This is a genomic window from Micromonospora ferruginea, assembly GCF_013694245.2.
Classification (GTDB): domain Bacteria; phylum Actinomycetota; class Actinomycetes; order Mycobacteriales; family Micromonosporaceae; genus Micromonospora; species Micromonospora robiginosa.
The window spans coordinates 4,647,457-4,666,549 of record NZ_CP059322.2 but is presented as its reverse complement, the minus strand read 5'-3'; the positions used below and the strand labels follow the sequence as shown (position 1 = coordinate 4,666,549).

The window sequence follows — 19,093 nt, the reverse complement described above, 5'->3', positions numbered from 1 at the left end:
CCCCGGGGCGATCCGCTCCGGGGCCTCGCGGCGTTCCGGGACCGCTCGCCTCCGGGTCGTACCCGATCAAGGAGAGCGACATGATCGACCACCGTAGGCTCGGCCGGGACCTGGAGCTGTTCGTCTCCGATCCGCTGGCGGGCGCCGGCCTGCCGATCTGGCTGCCGGCCGGCGCCGCCGCCCGGCACGCCGTCGAGGAGTACGTCCGGGAGCTGGAGCGCCGGGCCGGCTACCGGCACGTCTACTCGCCGCCGCTGGGCAAACGGGAGCTGTTCGAACGCTCCGGACATCTCGGCTGGTTCGCCGACGAGATGTTCCCGCCGATGCGGCTGAGCGCCGACGACGAGTTCGTGCTCCGGCCGGCGCTCTGCCCGCACCACGCGCTGGTGTTCGCCGCGCGCGGCCGGTCCTACCGGGAGCTGCCGCTGCGGGTCGCCGAACTGGGCGGCATGTACCGGGCGGAGCGTTCCGGCGTGCTCGGCGGGCTCTCCCGGGTGCGCGCCATCTCGCTGAACGACGCGCACAACTTCTGCGCGCCGGAGCAGGTCGGCGACGAGGTCCGGGAGATCCTGCGGCTGATCCGCGAGGCGCACGCGGCGCTCGGCGTGCGACCGGCCGGGTTCCGGCTGTCGGTGCGCGGCCCGGGACAGCGGTACGTCGGTGACGACGCCGGTTGGGCGCGGGCCGAGGACCTGCTCCGCGCCGCGCTCGACGGGGTGGACGCCGTCGAGGCGCCCGGCGAGGCCGCGTTCTACGGCCCGAAGATCGACGTGCAGATCGTGGACGCGGCCGGCCGGGAGTCGACCATCTCCACCGTGCAGCTCGACTTCGACAAGCCGGAACGCTTCGACCTGTCGTACACCGACTCGGACGGGAGCCGGAAGCGGCCGGTGATGGTGCACCGCAGCCTGGTGGGCAGCATGGAGCGGCTGTTCGCCTACCTGATCGAGGTGCACCAGGGCGCCTTCCCGGCCTGGTACGCCCCGGTGCAGTTGCTGCTGCTGCCGACCGGCGACGCGCAGGCCGACGCGGCCCGGCGGTTGTGCCGGGAGGCGGAGGCGGCCGGCCTGCGGGCCGAGGTGGACGAGTCGGGCTCGCTGGGCGCCCGGGTCCGCGACGCGGCCCGCCGCCGCGTCCCGTACGTCGGGGTGCTGGGCGCCCGGGAGGTGGCCGACGGATCGGTCTCGCTGCGCCTGCGCGACGGGCGCGGTCTCGACCCGATGCCCCGGGCGGACGCGTTGCGCCTCGTCGGCGCGGTGGTCGCGAGCCGGTCGGCCGACCTGCTCCCGCCGGCCTGACCCGGCCGGGCCGCCCGGGTGACGCACGGTCACCCGGGCGGTGCCCGGTGTCGGAGCTGTCGCGGGATCCACGTCAGTTCCCGACCGGGGTGCCGGCGGGGCGCATCCCGGCCGGCGGGCCGGCCGGCGCCGGCACCTCGTCGGCGATGACCGCGCCGGTGAACTGCGCCCGGTAGAGCCGGGCGTACGCGCCGCCGGCGGCGACGAGCTGGTCGTGGGTGCCCTGCTCGACGATCCGGCCCCGCTCCATCATCAGGATCAGGTCGGCGTCGCGGATGGTGGAGAGCCGGTGGGCGATGACGAAGCTGGTCCGGTCGGAGCGCAGCGCCGCCATGGCGCGCTGGAGCAGCACCTCGGTCCGGGTGTCGACCGAGCTGGTCGCCTCGTCCAGGATCAGCAGCGACGGCTCGGCCAGGAACGCCCGGGCGATGGTGATGAGCTGCTTCTCGCCGGCGCTGACGTTGCTGCCCTCCTCGTCGATCACGGTGTCGTAGCCGTCCGGGAGGCTGCGTACGAACCGGTCCACGAAGGTGGCCCGCGCGGCGGCCAGGATCTCCTCCTCGGTGGCGTCCGGCCGCCCGTAGGCGATGTTGTCCCGGATGGTGCCGCCGAAGAGCCAGGTGTCCTGGAGCACCATGCCGATCCGGCCGCGCAGGTCGTCCCGGCGCATCGTGCTGATGTCCACCCCGTCCAGGGTGATCCGCCCGGCGTCCAGCTCGTAGAAGCGCATGACCAGGTTGACCAGGGTGGTCTTGCCGGCGCCGGTGGGGCCGACGATGGCCACCGTGTGCCCGGGCTCGGCGACCAGGGAGAGGTCGTCGATCAGCGGCGTGTCCGGGTCGTACCGGAAGGAGACCTGCTCGAACTCGACCCGGCCGTGCGGGTCGGCGATCCGGGCCGGCTCGGCCGGGTCGGCGCTCTGCTCGTCGGCGTCGAGCACCGCGAACACCCGCTCGACCGAGGCCACCCCGGACTGCAACAGGTTGGCCATCGACGCGACCTGGGTCAGCGGCTGGGTGAACTGCCGTGAGTACTGGATGAACGCCTGCACGTCGCCGAGGCTCATCGCACCGGAGGCCACCCGCAGGCCGCCGACCACCGCGATGGCGACGTAGCTGAGGTTCCCGATGAAGAACATCGCCGGCATGATGATCCCGGAGACGAACTGGGCGCCGAAGCTGGCGTTGAACAGCTCGTCGTTCTTGGCGTGGAAGGCGGCCTCGACCTCCTTCTGCCGGCCGAACACCTTGACCAGCTCGTGCCCGGTGTACGCCTCCTCGATCTGGGCGTTCAGCTCGCCGGTGTGCTTCCACTGGGCGATGAACTTGCGCTGCGACCGCTTGGCGATCTGGCTGGTGACGATCACCGACAGCGGCACCGCGACGAGCGCGACGACCGCCAGCAACGGCGAGATCCAGAACATCATCCCGAGTACGCCGACGACGGTGAGCAGCGACGTGAGCAACTGGCTCAGTGTCTGCTGGAGTGTCTGCGACACGTTGTCGATGTCGTTGGTGACCCGGCTCAGCAGTTCCCCACGGGGCTGCTTGTCGAAGTAGGGCAGCGGCAGCCGGTTGAGCTTGTCCTCCACGTCGGCGCGCAGCTTCAGCACGGTGCCCTGCACCACGCCGTTGAGCACCCAGCCCTGCGCCCACTGGAGGATGCTCGCGCCGACGTAGAGCACCACCGCGAACGCCAGCACCCGGCCCAACGCGTCGAAGTCGATGCCCACGCCGGGGATCACGTCCATCCGGGCGAGCATGTCGGCGAAGTTGCCGTTGCCCTCGGCGCGGGCCGCCTGCGCCGCCGCCTCGGTGGTGGTGCCGGGCGGGAGCTGCCGCCCGATCACCCCGCTGAAGATGATGTCGGTGGCGTGGCCGAGCACCTTCGGCCCGACGACGCTCAGCCCGACGCTGGCCACGGCCAGCGCGAGCACGCCGGTGAGCTGGAGCCGGTACGGCCGCAGCCGCCCCAGCAGCCGGCGCGCCGACGGCCCGAAGTTCATCGCCTTCTCGGCCGGCATGCCCATGCTCATGTGCGGCGGGCCGCCCGGACGCCGCCCGCCCGGCGGCAGCCGCGTCGGCTCGCCCTTCTGCTGCTGCTGAGGTACGGCCGGTTCACTCCGCGCGCTCATGCGGTGCTGGCCGGGCATGCCCTCACGGCCCTCGCTGCGCTCGGTGCGTTCGTTCATGCGGTGCTGGCCGGGCATGTCCTCACGGCCCTCGCTGCGCTCGGTGCGTTCGTTCATGCGGTGCTGGCCGGGCATGCCCTCACGGCCCTCGCTGCGCTCGGTGCGTTCGTTCATGCGGTCACCCCCGCGGTCTGCTGGGACGCCACGATCTCGGCGTACGTCGGGCAGTCGGCCAGCAGTTCCTCGTGTCGTCCCATCCCGACGACACCCCCGTCCTCGAGCACGATGATCTGGTCGGCGTCGACGATCGTGGAGACCCGCTGGGCCACGATCACCACCGCCGCGTCCGCGGTGACCGCCTTGAGGGCGGCCCGCAGCCGGGCGTCCGTGCCGAGGTCGAGCGCGGAGAAGGAGTCGTCGAAGAGGTAGATCTCCGGTCGGCGTACCAGCGCGCGGGCGATGGCCAGGCGTTGCCGCTGGCCGCCGGAGACGTTCGTGCCGCCCTGCGCGATCGGCGCGTCCAGCCCGCCGGGCATCTCGCTCACGAAGTCGCGTGCCTGGGCGATCTCCAGGGCCGCCCACAGGTCCGCGTCGGTGGCGTCCGGATTGCCGTAGCGCAGGTTGCTCGCCACCGTGCCGCTGAACAGGTACGGCCGCTGCGGCACCAGCCCGATCCGCCGCCACAGCTCGTCCGGGGCCAGCTCCCGCACGTCCACGCCGTCGACCAGGACCGCACCGGCGGTCGGGTCGACCAGCCGGGGGATCAACGTCAGCAGCGTGGTCTTGCCGGCGCCGGTGGACCCGATGATCGCCGTGGTCCGGCCCGGCCGGGCGTGGAACGAGATGTCGTGCAGCACCGGCGCGGTGGCGCCGGGGTACTGGAAGCCGGCGCTGCGCAACTCCAACTCCCCGTGCCCGGTGACCTCGATGACCGGGTCGGGCGCCGGCACCACCGACGACTCGGTGTCCAGCACCTCGGAGATGCGTTCGGCGCAGACCGCGGCGCGGGGCACCATCATCAGCATGAAGGTGGCCATCATGACCGCCATCAGGATCTGCATCAGGTACGCCAGGAACGCGGTCAGCGCGCCGATCTGGATCTGGCCGGAGTCGACCCGGCCGGCGCCGAACCAGAGCACCGCGACGCTGGAGACGTTGAGCACCAGCATCACGATCGGGAAGATCAGCGCCTGGAGCCGGCCGATGCGCAGCGCGGTCGCGGTCAGCTCGGTGTTGGCCACCCGGAAGCGGTCCGTCTCGTAGGGCTCGCGGACGAAGGCCCGGACCACCCGGATGCCGGTGATCTGCTCGCGCAGCACCCGGTTGACGGTGTCGATCCGGGTCTGCATGAGCCGGAAGCCCGGCACCATCCGGCGGATGATCAGGCCCAGCGCGACGGCCAGCACCGGCACGCAGATCAGCATCAGCCAGGAGAGCCCGACGTCCTCGCGCAGCGCCATCACCACGCCGCCGACGCTCATGATCGGCGCGGCCACCAGCATGGTGCAGCTCAGCAGCACCAGCATCTGCACCTGCTGGACGTCGTTGGTGTTGCGGGTGATCAGCGACGGCGCGCCGAACCGTGCGACCTCGCGGGCGGAGAAGCGGTTGACGTGCCCGAAGATGGCGCTGCGGACGTCCCGCCCGAAGCCCATCGCGGTCTTCGCGCCGAGGTAGACGGCGGCGATCGAGCAGGCGATCTGGAGCAGGCTGACCACCAGCATCCACCCGCCCGTACGCAGGATCTCGTCGGTGTCGCCGCGGGCGACGCCGCGGTCGATGATGTCGGCGTTCAGGCTGGGCAGGTAGAGCGAGGCCATCGTGCCGACGAACTGGAACGCCACCACGGCGGCCAGTAGTCGTCGGTACGGGCGTAGGTGTGTGCGGAGCAGGCGGATCAGCACGGATGTCTCCCCGTTGGCGACTCGGTGTCGGACTCGCTGTCCCGGTTCAACCGACGGAGGTCCCCGTCGGACATGCCGGTGATGATTTCGGTCAGGAATTCGCGGATGACCGCTCGCTTGGCCGGGTCGGCGTCGACCGAGGTCAGCGGCCGGCCGCTGTCGATCATGTCGATGATCGCGCGGGCGTGTTCCTGGCCCTTGTCGGTGAGCGTGAGCTGGACCGTGCGTCGGTCCTCGGGGCTGCGTCGGCGGACGACGAAGCCGTCCCGTTCCAGGGTGTCGACGATGCCGGTGAGGGTGGCCGGCCGGACGAAGCACACCTCTGCCATCTCGCGGTGGGTGACGTCGCCGGAGCGCAGCAGGATCATCAGCACGCGCATGCCGGCGGAGGTGAGCCCGTGGTGCTCGGCCAGGTAGCGACCCCAGTGCTGCTCGACGACGTGGCCGGCGATGGAGACGAGCCGGCCGAGCGGCGCGTGCTGCAGCGCGTCGGGGAAGCGGACGAGCGGTCCCATGTTCACGGGCGCTAGATTAGCGCCCGAATCATCAGGCCCCAAACTAATTCCTGAGAAGCGCCTCAGCCGGGGTCGGAGCCGGTGCGCCGGGTGGTCGTGGGCTCGTCCGGCGCGGTCGCCACGTAGTCGCGCATCACGTCCGCGACCTCGCGCAGGAACGCCGCGGTGGCCTCGGCCTGCTCGGGAGTGAGCCGGGCGACCGCCCGGTCGACGCCGACCAGCATCGGGCGCAGCGCCTCCAGCACCTCACCGACCGCGTGCTCGGTCACCTGGAGGCTCAGCCGCCGGCGGTCGTGCGGGTGCGGGGCGCGGGCGACGTGACCGGCGCGTACCAGTCGGTCGACGAGCGTGGTGGCGGACGCGGACCGGATGCCGAGCCGGTTGCCCAGCTCGACCGGGCCCAGCGGTTCGGGGCTGGAGACCAGGTGGTCGATGGCCGCGGCGTCGGTCGCGCCGAGGCCCAGCCGGCGGGCCAGCGCGGCCCGGGTGTCCCCGGCGATCCGCAGCACCTCGCGCAGGGCACGGGCGGCCTCGCTGCTCGGCGGCGGGCCGGTGGGCCCGGCCGCTCCGGTTGACGGCGACCCCTCCACGGGTTAAAGCTAGCATCTCGGGTAGCTAGAAAATCTAGCTAAAGGGGAGGGCGCAATGCGCAGCGACGGGCGCGGACGCTGGTTCGGGCTGCTCGCCATCAGCCTCGGCGTCGCGATGATCATCGTGGACGCCACCATCGTGAACGTCGCGGTGCCGCAGATCATCCGGGACCTGGACATCACCTCCACCGACGCCCAGTGGGTCCAGGAGGCGTACACCCTGGTCTTCGCGTCCTTGCTGCTGGTCGCCGGCCGCTTCGCCGACCGGTCCGGGCGGCGGCGGATGTTCGTCACCGGAGTGAGCGTCTTCGTGGTCGCCAGCGTGCTGGCGGCGGTCGCCGGCTCCGGCGAGGCGCTGATCGGCGCCCGGGTGCTCCAGGGCATCGGCGGGGCGATGATGCTGCCCACCTCGCTGTCCCTGCTCAACGCCAACTTCACCGGCCGGGAACGGGGCATCGCGTTCGCCGTCTGGGGCTCCACCATCGGCGGTGCGGCGGCGCTCGGTCCGCTGCTCGGCGGCTGGCTCACCACCACGTACTCGTGGCGGTGGGCGTTCGGGATCAACGTCCCGGTCAGCCTCGCCGTGATCGTCGGCACCCTGCTGCTCGTCGCCGAGTCCCGCGACGACCGCGCCGAACGCGGCGTCGACCTGGTCGGCGCGCTGCTCTCCGTGGTCGGCATGACCGGCGTGGTGTTCGCGCTGATCGAGGGCCGCACCTACGGCTGGTGGGAGCGGGAACGGCCGTTCAGCCTGTTCGGCCTGGACTGGACCGCCTCGATCTCGCCGGTGCCGGTGGCCGCGCTGGCCGGACTGGCCGCGCTCGGCGTCTTCCTGGCCCAACAGATCCGCCGCAACCGGGCCGGCCGGCCCGCGCTGCTCGACCTGTCGCTGTTCGGCATCCGGTCGTTCCGCACCGGCATCCTCGCCGCCGCGATCGTCAGCCTGGGCGAGTTCGGCCTGCTCTTCGCGCTGCCGCTGTGGTTCCAGAACGTGCTCGGCTACAGCGCCTTCCGCACCGGCCTGGCGCTGCTGCCGCTCGCCGTCGGCAGCTTCCTGGCCAGCGGCATCGGCGCGCCGCTCACCCAACGATGGGGCGCGGCCCGGGTGGTGCAGCTCGGCGTCGCCGCCGAACTGGTCGGCGTGGCCGGGCTGGGCCTGGTGGTCGCGCCGGACACCCGCTGGTGGGCGCCGGTGGCGTTCCTCTTCGTCTACGGCATCGGCGTCGGCCTGGCCACCGCCCAGCTCACCGGCGTCTCCCTGGCCGAGGTGCCGGTGCGGCGCAGCGGGCAGGGCTCCGGCCTGCAGAGCACCGCCCGGCAGGTCGGCTCCGCGTTCGGCATCGCGGTGCTCGGCACCGTGCTCTTCGCCGGCCTCGGTGGACTGCTCGGCGACCGGCTGGCCGACCAGCCCGGCCTCGACCCGGCCGGGCGGGACCAGGTTGTGACCGCCGTGAAGGAGAGCGCCGGCGCGGCGATCACCGGGCTGGCGGCGGACCCGCGTACCGCGCCGATCGCCGAGGAGGCGAAGGGGGCGTTCTCCGACGCCACCCGCTACGCCGCGTTCACCGCCGCCGGGTTCCTGCTGATCGGCCTGCTCGCCTGCCTGCGCCTGGGTGAAAGGAGGGGCCCCCGCTTAACGCATTCGGTAGAGGCGGGGGCCCCGGTTAACACCTGACGTTCACCAGCTCACCAGCTCGTCGGCAGCGGCATGCCCTCGGTGTAGCCGGCGGTGCTCTGCACGCCCACCAGCGCCCGCTCGTGGAACTCGTCCAGGGTGCGCGCGCCGGCGTACGTGAACGCGCTGCGCACCCCGGAGACGATCTCGTCGATCAGGTCCTCGACGCCCGGCCGGTTCGGGTCCAGGTACATCCGGGCCGAGGAGATCCCCTCCTCGAAGATCGCCTTGCGGGCCCGGTCGAACACGCTGTCCTCGGCGGTCCGCGCGCTCACCGCCCGGGACGAGGCCATCCCGAAGCTCTCCTTGTAGCGCCGGCCGTCGGCGTCGGTGTAGAGGTCGCCGGGGGACTCGTAGGTGCCGGCGAACCAGGAGCCGACCATCACGTTCGAGGCGCCCGCGGCCAGCGCCAGCGCCACGTCCCGCGGGTGGCGTACGCCGCCGTCGGCCCAGACGTGCCGGCCCAGTGAGCGGGCCGCCGCCGCGCAGTCGAGCACCGCCGAGAACTGTGGACGACCCACCCCGGTCATCATCCGGGTGGTGCACATCGCGCCCGGTCCGACGCCCACCTTCACGATGTCGGCGCCGGCCTCGACCAGGTCGCGTACCCCGTCGGCGGTGACCACGTTGCCGGCCGCGACCGGGACGCCCGGGTCGAGCTTGCGGACCGCCCGCAGCGCCTGCATCATCCGCTCCTGGTGCCCGTGCGCGGTGTCCACGACCAGCGTGTCCACCCCGGCCTCCAGCAGCGCGGCGGCCTTGCCGGTGACGTCGCCGTTGATGCCCACCGCCGCCGCGATGCGCAGCCGGCCCCGGTCGTCCACCGCCGGCGTGTAGAGCGTCGCGCGCAGCGCGCCCGCGCGGGTCAGCACGCCGACCAGGCGGCCGTCCGCGTCCACCACCGGGGCGAGCCGCCGGCGGCCCGCCGACAACCGCTCGAATCCGGTACGCGGGTCCGCGTCCGCCGGCACCGTGTGCAGTTCGGTGGACATCACGTGCCGGAGCTGGGCGAAGCGGTCCACCCCGACGGTGTCCGCCTCGGTCACCACGCCCACCGGCCGGCCGGCGTCGTCGACCACGATCACCGCGCCGTGCGCGCGCTTGGGCAGCAGGTGGATGGCGTCGCCGACGGTGTCGGTCGGGCCGAGCGTGATCGCCGTGTCGTGCACCAGGTGCCGCTGCTTGACCCAGCCGACCACGTTCGCGACGACCTCGATCGGGATGTCCTGCGGGATCACCGCGACCGCGCCGCGCCGGGCGACCGTCTCGGCCATCCGCCGGCCGGCGACGGCGGTCATGTTCGCCACCACCAGCGGGACGGTGGTGCCGGTGCCGTCGCCGGAGGACAGGTCGACGTCGAGCCGGGAGCCCACCTCCGAGCGGTTGGGCGCCATGAAGACGTCGTTGTAGGTCAGGTCGTGCGCGGGGACCGCGCCATGAAGGAACCGCACCCGGCCATCATTCCCGCTCCCGGCGCTTCCCGCCGCCGCTGGTGGCCCAGACCACCCGCCGTGCGGGGTGTTAAACGGGGGCCCCGCCTCTACCGAAGGCGTTAAGCGGGGGCCCCGCCTTAACCCTCGATGGTGCAGATGGGGGCGCCGGCGGTGATGACGGCGCCGACCTCGGCGGCCAGCCCCTTCACCGTGCCGGCCTTGTGCGCGTGCAGCGGCTGTTCCATCTTCATCGCCTCCAGCACCACGACCAGGTCGCCCTCGGCGACCGTGTCGCCGTCGGCCACCGCGATCTTGACGATGGTGCCCTGCATGGGGGAGGCGAGCGTGTCGCCGCTGACCGCGGCGCCGGCCTTGCCCGTGCCGCCCCGGCGGGCCGGCTTGCGCGCGGCGGGCGCGGCGGCAGCCGTACCCGCGCCGAGGCCGGCGGGGAGGACCACCTCGATCCGCTTGCCGGCCACCTCGACCACGACGGTCTCGCGCTCGGCCGGGGCCTCGGCGGCGCCGGCGGCGGCGGTGAAGGCCGGCACGGTGTTGTCGAACTCGGTCTCGATCCACCGGGTGTGCACGGTGAACGGCTCGCTGGTGAACGCCTCGTCGCGCACCACCAGGCGGTGGAAGGGCAGCGCGGTGGCCATGCCGTCGACCACCATCTCGTCGAGCGCCCGGCGGGCCCGCTCCAGCGCCTCGGTACGCGTCTCGCCGACGATGATCACCTTGGCGAGCAGCGAGTCGAAGTTGCCGCCGATCACGTCGCCGGCCGAGATGCCGGTGTCCACCCGGACGCCGGGGCCGCTGGGCAGTCGCAGCGCGGTGACGGTGCCCGGGGCGGGCAGGAAGTTGCGGCCCGGGTCCTCGCCGTTGATCCGGAACTCGATCGCGTGCCCGCGCGGCGTCGGGTCCTCGGTGATGCGCAGCTTGTCGCCGTCGGCGATGCGGAACTGCTCACGGACCAGGTCGATGCCGGCGGTCTCCTCGGTCACCGGGTGCTCCACCTGGAGCCGGGTGTTGACCTCCAGGAAGGAGATGGTGCCGTCCGCGCCGACCAGGTATTCGACCGTGCCGGCGCCGTGGTAGCCGGCCTCCCGGCAGATCGCCTTGGCGCTGTCGTGGATCTGGGCGCGCTGGGCGTCGGTGAGGAACGGCGCGGGCGCCTCCTCGACCAGCTTCTGGTGCCGGCGCTGGAGCGAGCAGTCGCGGGTGCCGACCACGATCACGTTGCCGTGCTGGTCGGCGAGCACCTGCGCCTCGACGTGGCGGGGCTGGTCCAGGTAGCGCTCGACGAAGCACTCGCCCCGGCCGAACGCGGCGACCGCCTCGCGGGTGGCCGACTCGAACAGGTGCGGGATCTCCTCCATGGTGCGGGCGACCTTGAGGCCGCGACCGCCGCCACCGAAGGCCGCCTTGATGGCGACCGGCAGCCCGTGCTCGGTGGCGAACGCGGTCACCTCGTCGGCGCCGGCCACCGGGTCCGGCGTGCCGGGCACCAGCGGGGCGCCGGCGCGCTGGGCGATGTGCCGGGCGGTGACCTTGTCACCCAGGTCGCGGATCGCCTGCGGGGTGGGGCCGATCCAGGTCAGGCCCGCGTCGATGACGGCCTGGGCGAAGTCGGCGTTCTCGGAGAGGAAGCCGTAGCCGGGGTGCACCGCGTCGGCGCCGGCCCGGGCGGCCACGTCGATCAGCTTGTCGATGCGCAGGTAGCTGTCGGCGGCGGTGTCGCCGCCCAGGGCGTACGCCTCGTCGGCGAGCGTGGCATGCAGGGCGTCCCGGTCGGAGTCCGCGTAGACGGCGACGCTTGCGAGCCCGGCGTCGCGGCAGGCGCGGATGACGCGGACGGCGATCTCGCCGCGGTTGGCGATGAGGACCTTGCGCACCTTGAGGGCTCCTCCCGGGAGGTCGATGCCGGGAGTGTATCGGCCGGCATGCTGGCCCTAACGATCGCTCAGTGTGGGATGTCGCACTGTAGTCAAACTTGGCTATTACGCTTGTCCGGTGTCGGCGACAAGGATGATGATTCTGGGCCTGGTCAGGTGGATGCAGCCGGTGCACGGCTACGACGTGCGCCGCGAACTGCTGAGCTGGAGCGCGGACAAGTGGGCCAACGTGCAGCCCGGTTCGATCTACCACGCGCTGCGCAAACTCACCGACGAGGGGCTGCTGCGGACGGTCTCGGTGGAGCAGGTGGGCGCCCGCCCGGCCCGCACCACGTACGAGGTGACGCCGAAGGGCGAGGACGAGTTCGAGACGTTGCTGCGGGCGCAGTGGTGGCAGGTGCACGAGTCGCCGGACCCGTTCGCGGTGGCGTTCTCGTTCCTGCCGGCGATGCCGCGCGACGAGGCTGCGGCGGCGCTGCGCAACCGGGCCAACCTGCTGCGCGCCGGCGTCGAGTCGATGCGCGCGTCGCTGGACTCCGACTGGGTGCGCAACCGCAAGCCGGTGCACGTGGGCTGGATGTTCGAGCTGTGGCTGGCCCGGGCCGAGGCCGAGACGGCGTGGTGCGAACGGATCGCGGAGCGGATCGAGTCCGGGGTGTCGTACCTGCCCGCTGGGATGGAGCGCGCGGAGGGCTGGTCCGGCTGGACCGACACAGACACGAAATAATCAACGTTGACCACAAGAGTTATATCGCGTTAGCCTCGACGCGAACCGCTGACCGGTGGCCGGGTGACCCCGGCCCGGACGACCAGGAGCAGAAATGATCGAGACCAGGGGGCTGCGGAAGTCGTTCCGCTCCCGCGCGGGTCGCGAGAAGAAGACCGTGGACGCGGTGCGCGGCGTCAACCTCGACGTCGCCGAGGGGGAGATCTTCGGCTTCCTCGGGCCCAACGGCGCCGGCAAGACCACCACGCTGCGGATGCTCGCCACCCTCATCGAGCCGGACGGTGGCCAGGCCACCATCGCCGGCGCCGACCTGCTCAAGGACCCGGCCGGGGTGCGCCGCCGGATCGGCTACGTGCCCCAGGGCGGCAGCACCTGGGACGAGTCCAGCGCCCGCGAGGAGCTGGTGCTCCAGGCCCGCCTCTACGGCATCTCCAAGGCCGACGCGCACCGGCGGGCCGCCCGCGCGCTGGACGCCTTCCAGCTCAGCGACTACGCCGACCGCAAGTGCAAGACCTACTCCGGCGGCCAGCGCCGACGGGTCGAGATCGCGCTCGGCATCATCCACGAGCCGAAGATCGTCTTCCTGGACGAGCCGACCACCGGCCTCGACCCGCAGAGCCGCGCGCACATGTGGGACGAGATCCGCCGGCTGCGCACCGAGGGGATGACCGTCTTCATCACCACGCACTACCTCGACGAGGCCGACGCGCTCTGCGACCGCATCGCGATCATGGACAACGGCGAGGTGGTCGCGGAAGGCACGCCGATCGAGCTGAAGCGCGAGATCTCCGGCGAGGTGGTGATCGTCGGCCTGGACGCGGCGACCACCCCGCACGCCGCGCAGCTCCTCGACACCGAGGCGTACGTGACGAAGCTGGAGACCGCCGACGAGGGCGGCCTGCGCCTCTACGTCGACGAGGGCGCCGTCGCCATTCCGCAGGTGCTGCGCCGCCTCGACCACGCCGGGCTGGAGCTGCGCTCGATCGAGCTGCACCGCCCCAGCCTCGACGACGTCTTCCTCACCAAGACCGGCCGCTCGCTGCGCGAGTCCTGACCCCCGGAGAAGCTGTCATGAAACTCGCCCGCGACACCTGGCTGATCTTCCAGCGCCAGGCACAACTGCTCCTGCGCAACCCGGTCTGGGTCTTCGTCGGCGTCTTCCAGCCGGTGATGTACCTGCTGCTCTTCGCCCCGCTGCTCAAGCCGGCGCTGAACGCGCCGACGCAGGCCGCCGCGTACAAGATCTTCGTGCCCGGCCTGCTGGTGCTGCTCGCCATCTTCGGCGGCCTGTTCCAGGGCTTCGGCCTGATCGCCGAGCTGCGCGCCGGGGTGATCGAACGCTCCCGGGTCACCCCGGTCAGCCGGCTCGCCCTGCTGCTCGGCCGCTCCCTGCGCGACGTGGTCTCGTTGATCTCCCAGGCCGTCATCATCACCGTGCTGGCGTTCCTGTTCGACCTGCGCGTGTTCATCGGCTACCTGCTCCTGGCCTACCTGATGCTCGCCCTCATCGCGCTGATGACCTCGGCCGTCTCCTACGGCGTCGCCCTCAAGGTCAAGAGCGAGGACGCGCTGGCCCCGCTGATGAACACCGTCGCGCAGCCGGTGCTGCTGCTCTCCGGCATCCTGCTGCCGCTCACCTTCGCGCCCGGCTGGTTGCAGGGCGTGGCCAAGTGGAACCCGTTCTCCTGGGCGGTCGACGGGACCCGGGCGCTCTTCGACGGCGACCTGGGCAACGACAACGTCTGGCAGGGGCTCGGCATCATCGCCGTGCTCGCGGTCGCCGGCGTCGTCTGGGCCGCCCGCCAGTTCGCCCGCAGCGTGAGGTGAAAGGCGGGGCCCCCGCTTAACGCATTCGGTAGAGGAAGGGGCCCCGCTTAACACCCCGGCGAGAGCTGCCTCTCACTCAAGGCGGGGTGCCGGTCCGGCGCGCGTAGCGTCGGGCCGGTGCCCCGCCTCACCCGTGACCGGACCACCTGGCTGACCTACGCCCAGCTCGGCCTCTGGGGCTTCTTCCTCTACGGGTTCGGCCCGGTCGTACCGCTGCTCCGCGACGAGCAGGGCACCAGCGCCGCGGTCGCCGGCCTGCACAGCACCGGCATCGCGGTCGGCGCACTGGCCGGCGGCGCGCTCTTCGCCCCGGTCGCCCGCCGATTCGGGCGAGGCGCGGCCGTCTGGCTCGGCCTGGCCGGCGTCGCCGCCGGCGTCACCGCGCTCGGCCTGCTCCGCCCGCTGCCCGCCACCATCGCCGCCGTCGCGGTCGTCGCCACCTTCGGCATGATGGTGATCAGCGGCGTCAACGTGCTGCTCACCGCCCGGCACGGCCCCGCCGCCCCGGCCGCGCTCACCGAGGCCAACGCCGTCTGCGCCGGCATGGGCATCCTGGCGCCGCTGACCATCGGCGTCACCGTCGGCGCGGGCCTCGGCTGGCGACCGGTGATGGCCGTCGAGGTCGGGCTGATCACGCTCGTCGCGCTCGCCGCCCTGACCTTCCGGGTACGCCGACCGAAGCGCGCCCCCGCTGCCGCGGCTGCCGCCCGACCCGTCGTGGTCCCGGCGCTCCGTCCGGTGCCCGCCGCAGCGGGCGTCGTCGCGGCGACCGCGGGACCGGACGCTGGGCAGCGCGAGATCCCGGACGGTGCGCGCGGGACGCACACCGGCGACGATCGAGGCGTCCGGGCGGGTTCGGGGCGGCTGCCGCGCGCGTACTGGATCGCCTGGGTGTTGATGGCCGTCACCGGGTCGATCGAGGTCTGCCTGTCGCTGTGGACCGCCGACGTGCTCCGCACCCACGCCGGCCTGAGCGCCGGTGGGGCGTCGGCGGCCGTGGCGGCGATCGTCTGCGGCATGTTCGCCGGCCGGCTCGCCGGTGGCCGGGCCGCGCTCCGCTGGCCACCGGTGCCGCTGCTGCTCGGCGCGTTCACCGTCTCCCTCGCCGGGTTCTCGCTGTTCTGGGCGAGCCCGGTCGGCTGGCTCGCGGTCACCGGACTGGTCGTGCTCGGCCTGGGCAACGCGCTGCACTACCCGTTGGCGATCGCCATCGCGCTCGCGGTGGCCGGCGGGGCCGCCGATCGGGCGGCGGGCTGGTCGTCGTACTCGATGGCGGTTGGTTTCGGGATCGCGCCGGTGGCGCTCGGCCGGGTGGCCGACGGCGTCGGACCACACGCGGCCTTCCTGCTGCTGCCCGCGTTCATCGTGGTGGCGGTGCTGCTGACCGTGCGGCTCGGGCGAGCGCTGCGCCCGGCGTGATCTGCGCCGCCGGCTCAGCGGACCCGGGCGAGCGTGACCCCGTCGGCGATCGGCAGCATGACCGCCTCGACGCGGACGTCCGCGATCACCTCGTCGTTGAAGGCGGCGATGGCCCGGTCGTCCGCGTTGCGTGGGGCGAGCACCCGGCCGGCGCGGAGCGTGTTGTCGACCGCGATGACCGCGCCGGGGCGCATCCGGGGCACCAGCTCGTCCCAGTAGACCGGGTAACCGACCTTGTCCGCGTCGATGAACGCGAAGTCGAGGTGACGCTCCCGGGGCAGCTCACGCAGCGTCTCGGCGGCCGGGCCGATGCGCAACTCGATCCGGTCCTCGACGCCCGCCCGCGCCCAGTAGCGGCGGGCCACACCGGTGTATTCCTCGGAGATGTCGAAGCAGGTCAGCCGGCCGCCCTCGGCCAACCCACGGGCGATCGCCAGCGAGGACAGGCCGGTGAACGTGCCCACCTCCACCGCCTGCCGCACGCCGAGGAGTTGGGTCAGGAAGGTCAGGAACGCCGCCTGTTCCGGCGCGACCTGCATGTCGGCCTCGGCCGGCAGGGCCGCCCGGGTCTCCTCGGCCAACTCCCGGACGACGTCGTCCGGGTCGGACCCGTGGGCCACCAGGTAGGCGTGCAGTTCCGGGGTCAGCGGCAACGGCTTCGTGGTCATGCTCGGACGTTAGCCGAGATGCTCGATCTCCTGGCCCCCCGGCGCGACCTTCGACCACAGGTCGACCAGGCGCAGCTCCAGGTCGGCGAGGAGCCGGCGCAGCAGCGGCAGGGAGAGCCCCACCACCGTGCCCGGATCACCCTCGATGCCGGTCAGGAACGCCCCGCCCAGCCCGTCGATGGTGAACGCGCCGGCCACCGCCAGCGGCTCGCCGGTCGCCACGTAGGCGGCGATCTCCTCGTCGCTGATGTCGGCGAAGTGCACGGTGGTCGACGCGACCGCCTCGGCGCGCGCCTCGTGCGTCACGTCGATCAGGCAGTGCCCGGTGTGCAGGACGCCGCTGCGCCCGCGCATCCGCCGCCACCGCCGGGTGGCATCCACCGCGTCGGCCGGCTTGCCCAGAATCTCCCCGTCGAACGCGAGCACCGAGTCGCAGCCGAGCACCAGCGTGCGTTCGTCCACGGCGGGACGCAGCCGGCCGAGCACGGCCTGAGCCTTCAGCCGCGCGAGTTCCAGACAGAGATCCTCCGCCCGCTCACAGACCACCTGCGACTCGTCGACGCCGCTGACCAGCACGTCGGGCTCGATGCCGGCGGCCTGGAGCAGCTTGCGGCGGGCAGGACTCTGCGAGGCGAGGACGAGGCGCAACGGCACGGAGGTCGACACCCTTCCGACGCTACCGGCTGATCCGCGGCGGCGGGTCGCCGGCACGTCGACGGCGACGCCAGACCAGATAACCGCCCCCCGCAGCCAGCAACACCCCGAGGGTCGCCAGGCCCCGGGCGGTGCTTCCGCCGTCGCCGGTGCCGGGCGCGGCCGCCGTCGAGGCCGGCGCGGTGACGCCGGTGGACTCAAAACCGATCGGGGGTACGTCGGCGGTGAGCGCGGCGACCAGGTCGATGATCCCGTAGCCGTACTGGTCGTCGCGGCCGGGTGGTCCCCTGTCGATGGCGGTCGCGGTGAGCCGGTGCGCGACCTCGGCCGCGGGGAGGTCCGGATATTTGGAGCGGATCAGAGCGGCGGCACCCGCGACGATCGCGGTGGCACTGGAGGTGCCAGTCCCCTTCGAATACTTGCCGTCATAGCTGGTGCTGTAGATATCGACAGCCGGAGCAACAACATCGATCTCCGGCCCGTCAACCGAAACGGGGGCAACAACTCCTGATTGGCCAATGCCTCCCACTGCAATCACGCCGGATTCTGTGGCCGGATACCCCACATACGAGTCTTCGGGCTTGTTTCCGGCTGCTGCAACTACCACTATGTTCGACGATAGTGCGACCCGTACTGACCTAACCAGATCGGCACTTACGCCGCCAGTGCTCGAAATGCTTATCACGTCTGCGTGATGGGCTACCGCATAGTCAATGCCGGCGGCTAAGTCATCTGGCTGACCAGTGTTGGCTGAGCCTGAAGTCTTAATAGGCATTATCCGGGCATCAGGGGCAATTCCCATTGCCCCTGTACTGTCCGGCTGGCCATGGGCTGCGATCAGTCCAGCCATTCCCGTTCCGTGACTATTCTCATCAAGGCGCCCATCGCCAGGTATTCCTGGGATGGTCGATGTGCCGGCTAGGAGGTTGCCTCGGAGGTCTTGGTGAGGATCGACTCCGGTGTCCAGTACTGCGACTGTCACCCCGTCGCCTCTGCTGATTGCATTGGCCTCGGCTGACTTGAGAAAGCGGAGATGCCACTGGTCCCTGCGGATGCGCTCCCCTGGTGCATCCGGTGCCCGCTCTGCGCTTGTTCCAGTAGGTGCGATCCCGCCTAGGAGTAGAAGCGCCGCAGCGGCGAGAGGTGCTAGATTCACCGGTCAAAGCCGATTGCCGGGCCAGGATTTATTGGCCCTTCTTCTTCAGGTGGAAGCATCACCGGCTTCACGCCTTGGTTTGTCTGCCATGGGTGGTCCGGGTCCCACGTCGCCTTGTCTTCCGCATCGTTCCTGTTGGGCTGCCTTTGGCCAGGCCTGGGCGTAGCGGTTGGTGAACCACCCGCAGGGAAGGAGTTTTGAGTCCATGGCGGAGAAGTGAATCTTCCTGCCCCCGGTCTGGAGCCGGCAGAGCCGCTTGGTGCAGTCCCTGCACCGCCTCCGCCGATTACTCCTCCTACCGGATTCACTCGCCGTGGAACGTTGGATCCTGGCTGGCCAATTCCTGTGCCAGGAGGTGCCCCAATGAATCCGCTGGACGGTGTTGGGCGAGGACTGATAGGTGGCGATGGCCGGCCGGTCGGTTCGCCGCTGGGGTGGAGACCCGGCGGGGTGGGAATCCCGGGTTGCATGGGCAAGCGTCCGTCCATGCCGTTCCAAGGTGGGATGGGTGGCTGCGAGCCCAATCCGGGTCCAGCGGAAGAGGCCGTGCTGGCTGGGGGCGTTGATGTAAGGGGCGCCGGCGCTGTTCCAACTCCGCCCAATATTGGCCCCGTAACCCCTGTCGGGGGCGTCGATGGCTGGGCCGTTGGCACACTCATGCCCGGCTTGTTGAAGTGGTTACTGCTGGTTGGGGGTTGGATTGAAATCGGAACAACTGGCGGAATCACAGGGGCGGGCTGTCCATACGCGTCGGGATCGGTGACTTGGCGACCTGGGCGTACTGGTGCGGGTGGGCGTTGGAGCATGACCTGGGCTTGCTGGAGTTCGCCGCTCAACCCCGCCATCAGCCCGCGTGCCCGTACGTTCAACTGCTCCAGGTCGTCGTCTGCGACCGGGGGCCGCGCCGGCAGCCGGCTGCCCGCCACCGCTTTCGGGTCGGCGACTATCGCCTCGTACGCCTGCTTCTGCCGCAGTTTGGTCGCGAACTCGTCGTAGAGCGGCTTCAGCTCGATGCGGGCGCTGCCGATGGCGCGGGCGGCGGCGGCGAGCGCGTCGTAGTTGGCGGCGGCCGCGTCGTGGGTGTGCTGCACCCGGTCGATGAGCTGGTCGAGTTCGCCGACGTACGCCCGCGCGGCGGCGTTGGTCTCGGGCGGCCAGGCCTCGGCGAGCCCGCGCCGGTATTCCCGGAGCCGGCCGAGGTGCG

General features: G+C 71.8%; 15 protein-coding genes. 6 read left to right on the top strand and 9 right to left on the bottom strand.

What is annotated here, in order from left to right:
* Positions 1-80: 80 nt before the first annotated feature.
* Positions 81-1,298, top strand: coding sequence for a threonine--tRNA ligase (gene thrS / locus H1D33_RS20270; protein WP_181571648.1), 1,218 nt, complete (start codon positions 81-83; stop codon positions 1,296-1,298).
* Between the two features lie 73 nt (positions 1,299-1,371).
* On the opposite strand, the gene H1D33_RS20265 is transcribed toward thrS, so the two are convergent.
* From H1D33_RS20265 to H1D33_RS20250, 4 genes are all read right to left on the bottom strand, one after another.
* A complete protein-coding gene (locus H1D33_RS20265) occupies positions 1,372-3,432 on the bottom strand; it encodes an ABC transporter ATP-binding protein (RefSeq protein ID WP_181572657.1) in 2,061 nt (686 codons plus the stop codon).
* 167 nt (positions 3,433-3,599) lie between these two features.
* Positions 3,600-5,333: an ABC transporter ATP-binding protein gene (locus tag H1D33_RS20260; protein ID WP_181571649.1), complete on the bottom strand. Its 1,734-nt coding sequence runs from the start codon at positions 5,331-5,333 to the stop codon at positions 3,600-3,602.
* The gene (locus H1D33_RS20255) at positions 5,327-5,848 is read right to left on the bottom strand and encodes a MarR family winged helix-turn-helix transcriptional regulator (protein ID WP_181572658.1); all 522 of its coding nucleotides are present in this window, start codon (positions 5,846-5,848) and stop codon (positions 5,327-5,329) included. The genes H1D33_RS20260 and H1D33_RS20255 overlap by 7 nt, the downstream gene beginning before the upstream one ends.
* Before the next feature lie 62 nt (positions 5,849-5,910).
* Complete coding sequence (locus tag H1D33_RS20250) at positions 5,911-6,438, bottom strand: MarR family winged helix-turn-helix transcriptional regulator (protein WP_181571650.1); 528 nt, start codon at positions 6,436-6,438, stop codon at positions 5,911-5,913.
* Between the two features lie 55 nt (positions 6,439-6,493).
* On the opposite strand from H1D33_RS20250, the gene H1D33_RS20245 reads away from it, so the two are divergent.
* Positions 6,494-8,113 carry an MFS transporter gene (locus H1D33_RS20245; RefSeq protein WP_307755225.1) on the top strand — a complete coding sequence of 540 codons (1,620 nt, stop codon included), beginning with the start codon at positions 6,494-6,496 and terminating at the stop codon, positions 8,111-8,113.
* An 11-nt stretch (positions 8,114-8,124) separates the two neighbouring features.
* Here H1D33_RS20245 and H1D33_RS20240 read toward each other — a convergent pair whose 3' ends face one another.
* Both H1D33_RS20240 and H1D33_RS20235 read right to left on the bottom strand, forming a co-directional pair.
* Entirely contained in the window at positions 8,125-9,564 is a 1,440-nt protein-coding gene (locus H1D33_RS20240) for a GuaB1 family IMP dehydrogenase-related protein (protein ID WP_181571651.1), read from the bottom strand.
* Positions 9,565-9,683: 119 nt separating this feature from the next.
* Complete coding sequence (locus H1D33_RS20235) at positions 9,684-11,438, bottom strand: acetyl/propionyl/methylcrotonyl-CoA carboxylase subunit alpha (protein WP_181571652.1); 1,755 nt, start codon at positions 11,436-11,438, stop codon at positions 9,684-9,686.
* A gap of 133 nt (positions 11,439-11,571) precedes the next feature.
* On the opposite strand from H1D33_RS20235, the gene H1D33_RS20230 reads away from it, so the two are divergent.
* From H1D33_RS20230 to H1D33_RS20215, 4 genes are all read left to right on the top strand, one after another.
* Positions 11,572-12,165, top strand: coding sequence for a PadR family transcriptional regulator (locus H1D33_RS20230; protein WP_181572659.1), 594 nt, complete (start codon positions 11,572-11,574; stop codon positions 12,163-12,165).
* A 94-nt stretch (positions 12,166-12,259) separates the two neighbouring features.
* Complete coding sequence (locus H1D33_RS20225; protein ID WP_181571653.1) at positions 12,260-13,219, top strand: ATP-binding cassette domain-containing protein; 960 nt, start codon at positions 12,260-12,262, stop codon at positions 13,217-13,219.
* 17 nt (positions 13,220-13,236) lie between these two features.
* A complete protein-coding gene (locus tag H1D33_RS20220; protein WP_181571654.1) occupies positions 13,237-13,992 on the top strand; it encodes an ABC transporter permease in 756 nt (251 codons plus the stop codon).
* Between the two features lie 117 nt (positions 13,993-14,109).
* A complete protein-coding gene (locus H1D33_RS20215) occupies positions 14,110-15,411 on the top strand; it encodes an MFS transporter (protein WP_181571655.1) in 1,302 nt (433 codons plus the stop codon).
* Between the two features lie 14 nt (positions 15,412-15,425).
* On the opposite strand, the gene H1D33_RS20210 is transcribed toward H1D33_RS20215, so the two are convergent.
* Genes H1D33_RS20210 through H1D33_RS20200 form a run of 3 tightly spaced genes read right to left on the bottom strand, consistent with a single transcriptional unit; the run spans position 15,426 to position 17,889 of the window.
* The gene (locus H1D33_RS20210) at positions 15,426-16,079 is read right to left on the bottom strand and encodes an O-methyltransferase (RefSeq protein ID WP_181571656.1); all 654 of its coding nucleotides are present in this window, start codon (positions 16,077-16,079) and stop codon (positions 15,426-15,428) included.
* Between the two features lie 9 nt (positions 16,080-16,088).
* Positions 16,089-16,745, bottom strand: coding sequence for a Maf family protein (locus H1D33_RS20205; RefSeq protein WP_181571657.1), 657 nt, complete (start codon positions 16,743-16,745; stop codon positions 16,089-16,091).
* Between the two features lie 10 nt (positions 16,746-16,755).
* Positions 16,756-17,889 carry a S8 family serine peptidase gene (locus H1D33_RS20200; protein WP_414685427.1) on the bottom strand — a complete coding sequence of 378 codons (1,134 nt, stop codon included), beginning with the start codon at positions 17,887-17,889 and terminating at the stop codon, positions 16,756-16,758.
* Between the last annotated feature and the right edge of the window lie 1,204 nt (positions 17,890-19,093).

Coding starts and splice junctions, on each gene's coding strand:
- thrS (WP_181571648.1), top strand. CDS start 81: ATGATCGACCACCGTAGGCTCGGCCGGGACCTGGAGCTGTTCGTCTCC.
- H1D33_RS20265 (WP_181572657.1), bottom strand. CDS start 3,432: ATGAGCGCGCGGAGTGAACCGGCCGTACCTCAGCAGCAGCAGAAGGGC.
- H1D33_RS20255 (WP_181572658.1), bottom strand. CDS start 5,848: ATGGGACCGCTCGTCCGCTTCCCCGACGCGCTGCAGCACGCGCCGCTC.
- H1D33_RS20245 (WP_307755225.1), top strand. CDS start 6,494: ATGCGCAGCGACGGGCGCGGACGCTGGTTCGGGCTGCTCGCCATCAGC.
- H1D33_RS20230 (WP_181572659.1), top strand. CDS start 11,572: ATGATGATTCTGGGCCTGGTCAGGTGGATGCAGCCGGTGCACGGCTAC.
- H1D33_RS20225 (WP_181571653.1), top strand. CDS start 12,260: ATGATCGAGACCAGGGGGCTGCGGAAGTCGTTCCGCTCCCGCGCGGGT.
- H1D33_RS20220 (WP_181571654.1), top strand. CDS start 13,237: ATGAAACTCGCCCGCGACACCTGGCTGATCTTCCAGCGCCAGGCACAA.
- H1D33_RS20210 (WP_181571656.1), bottom strand. CDS start 16,079: ATGACCACGAAGCCGTTGCCGCTGACCCCGGAACTGCACGCCTACCTG.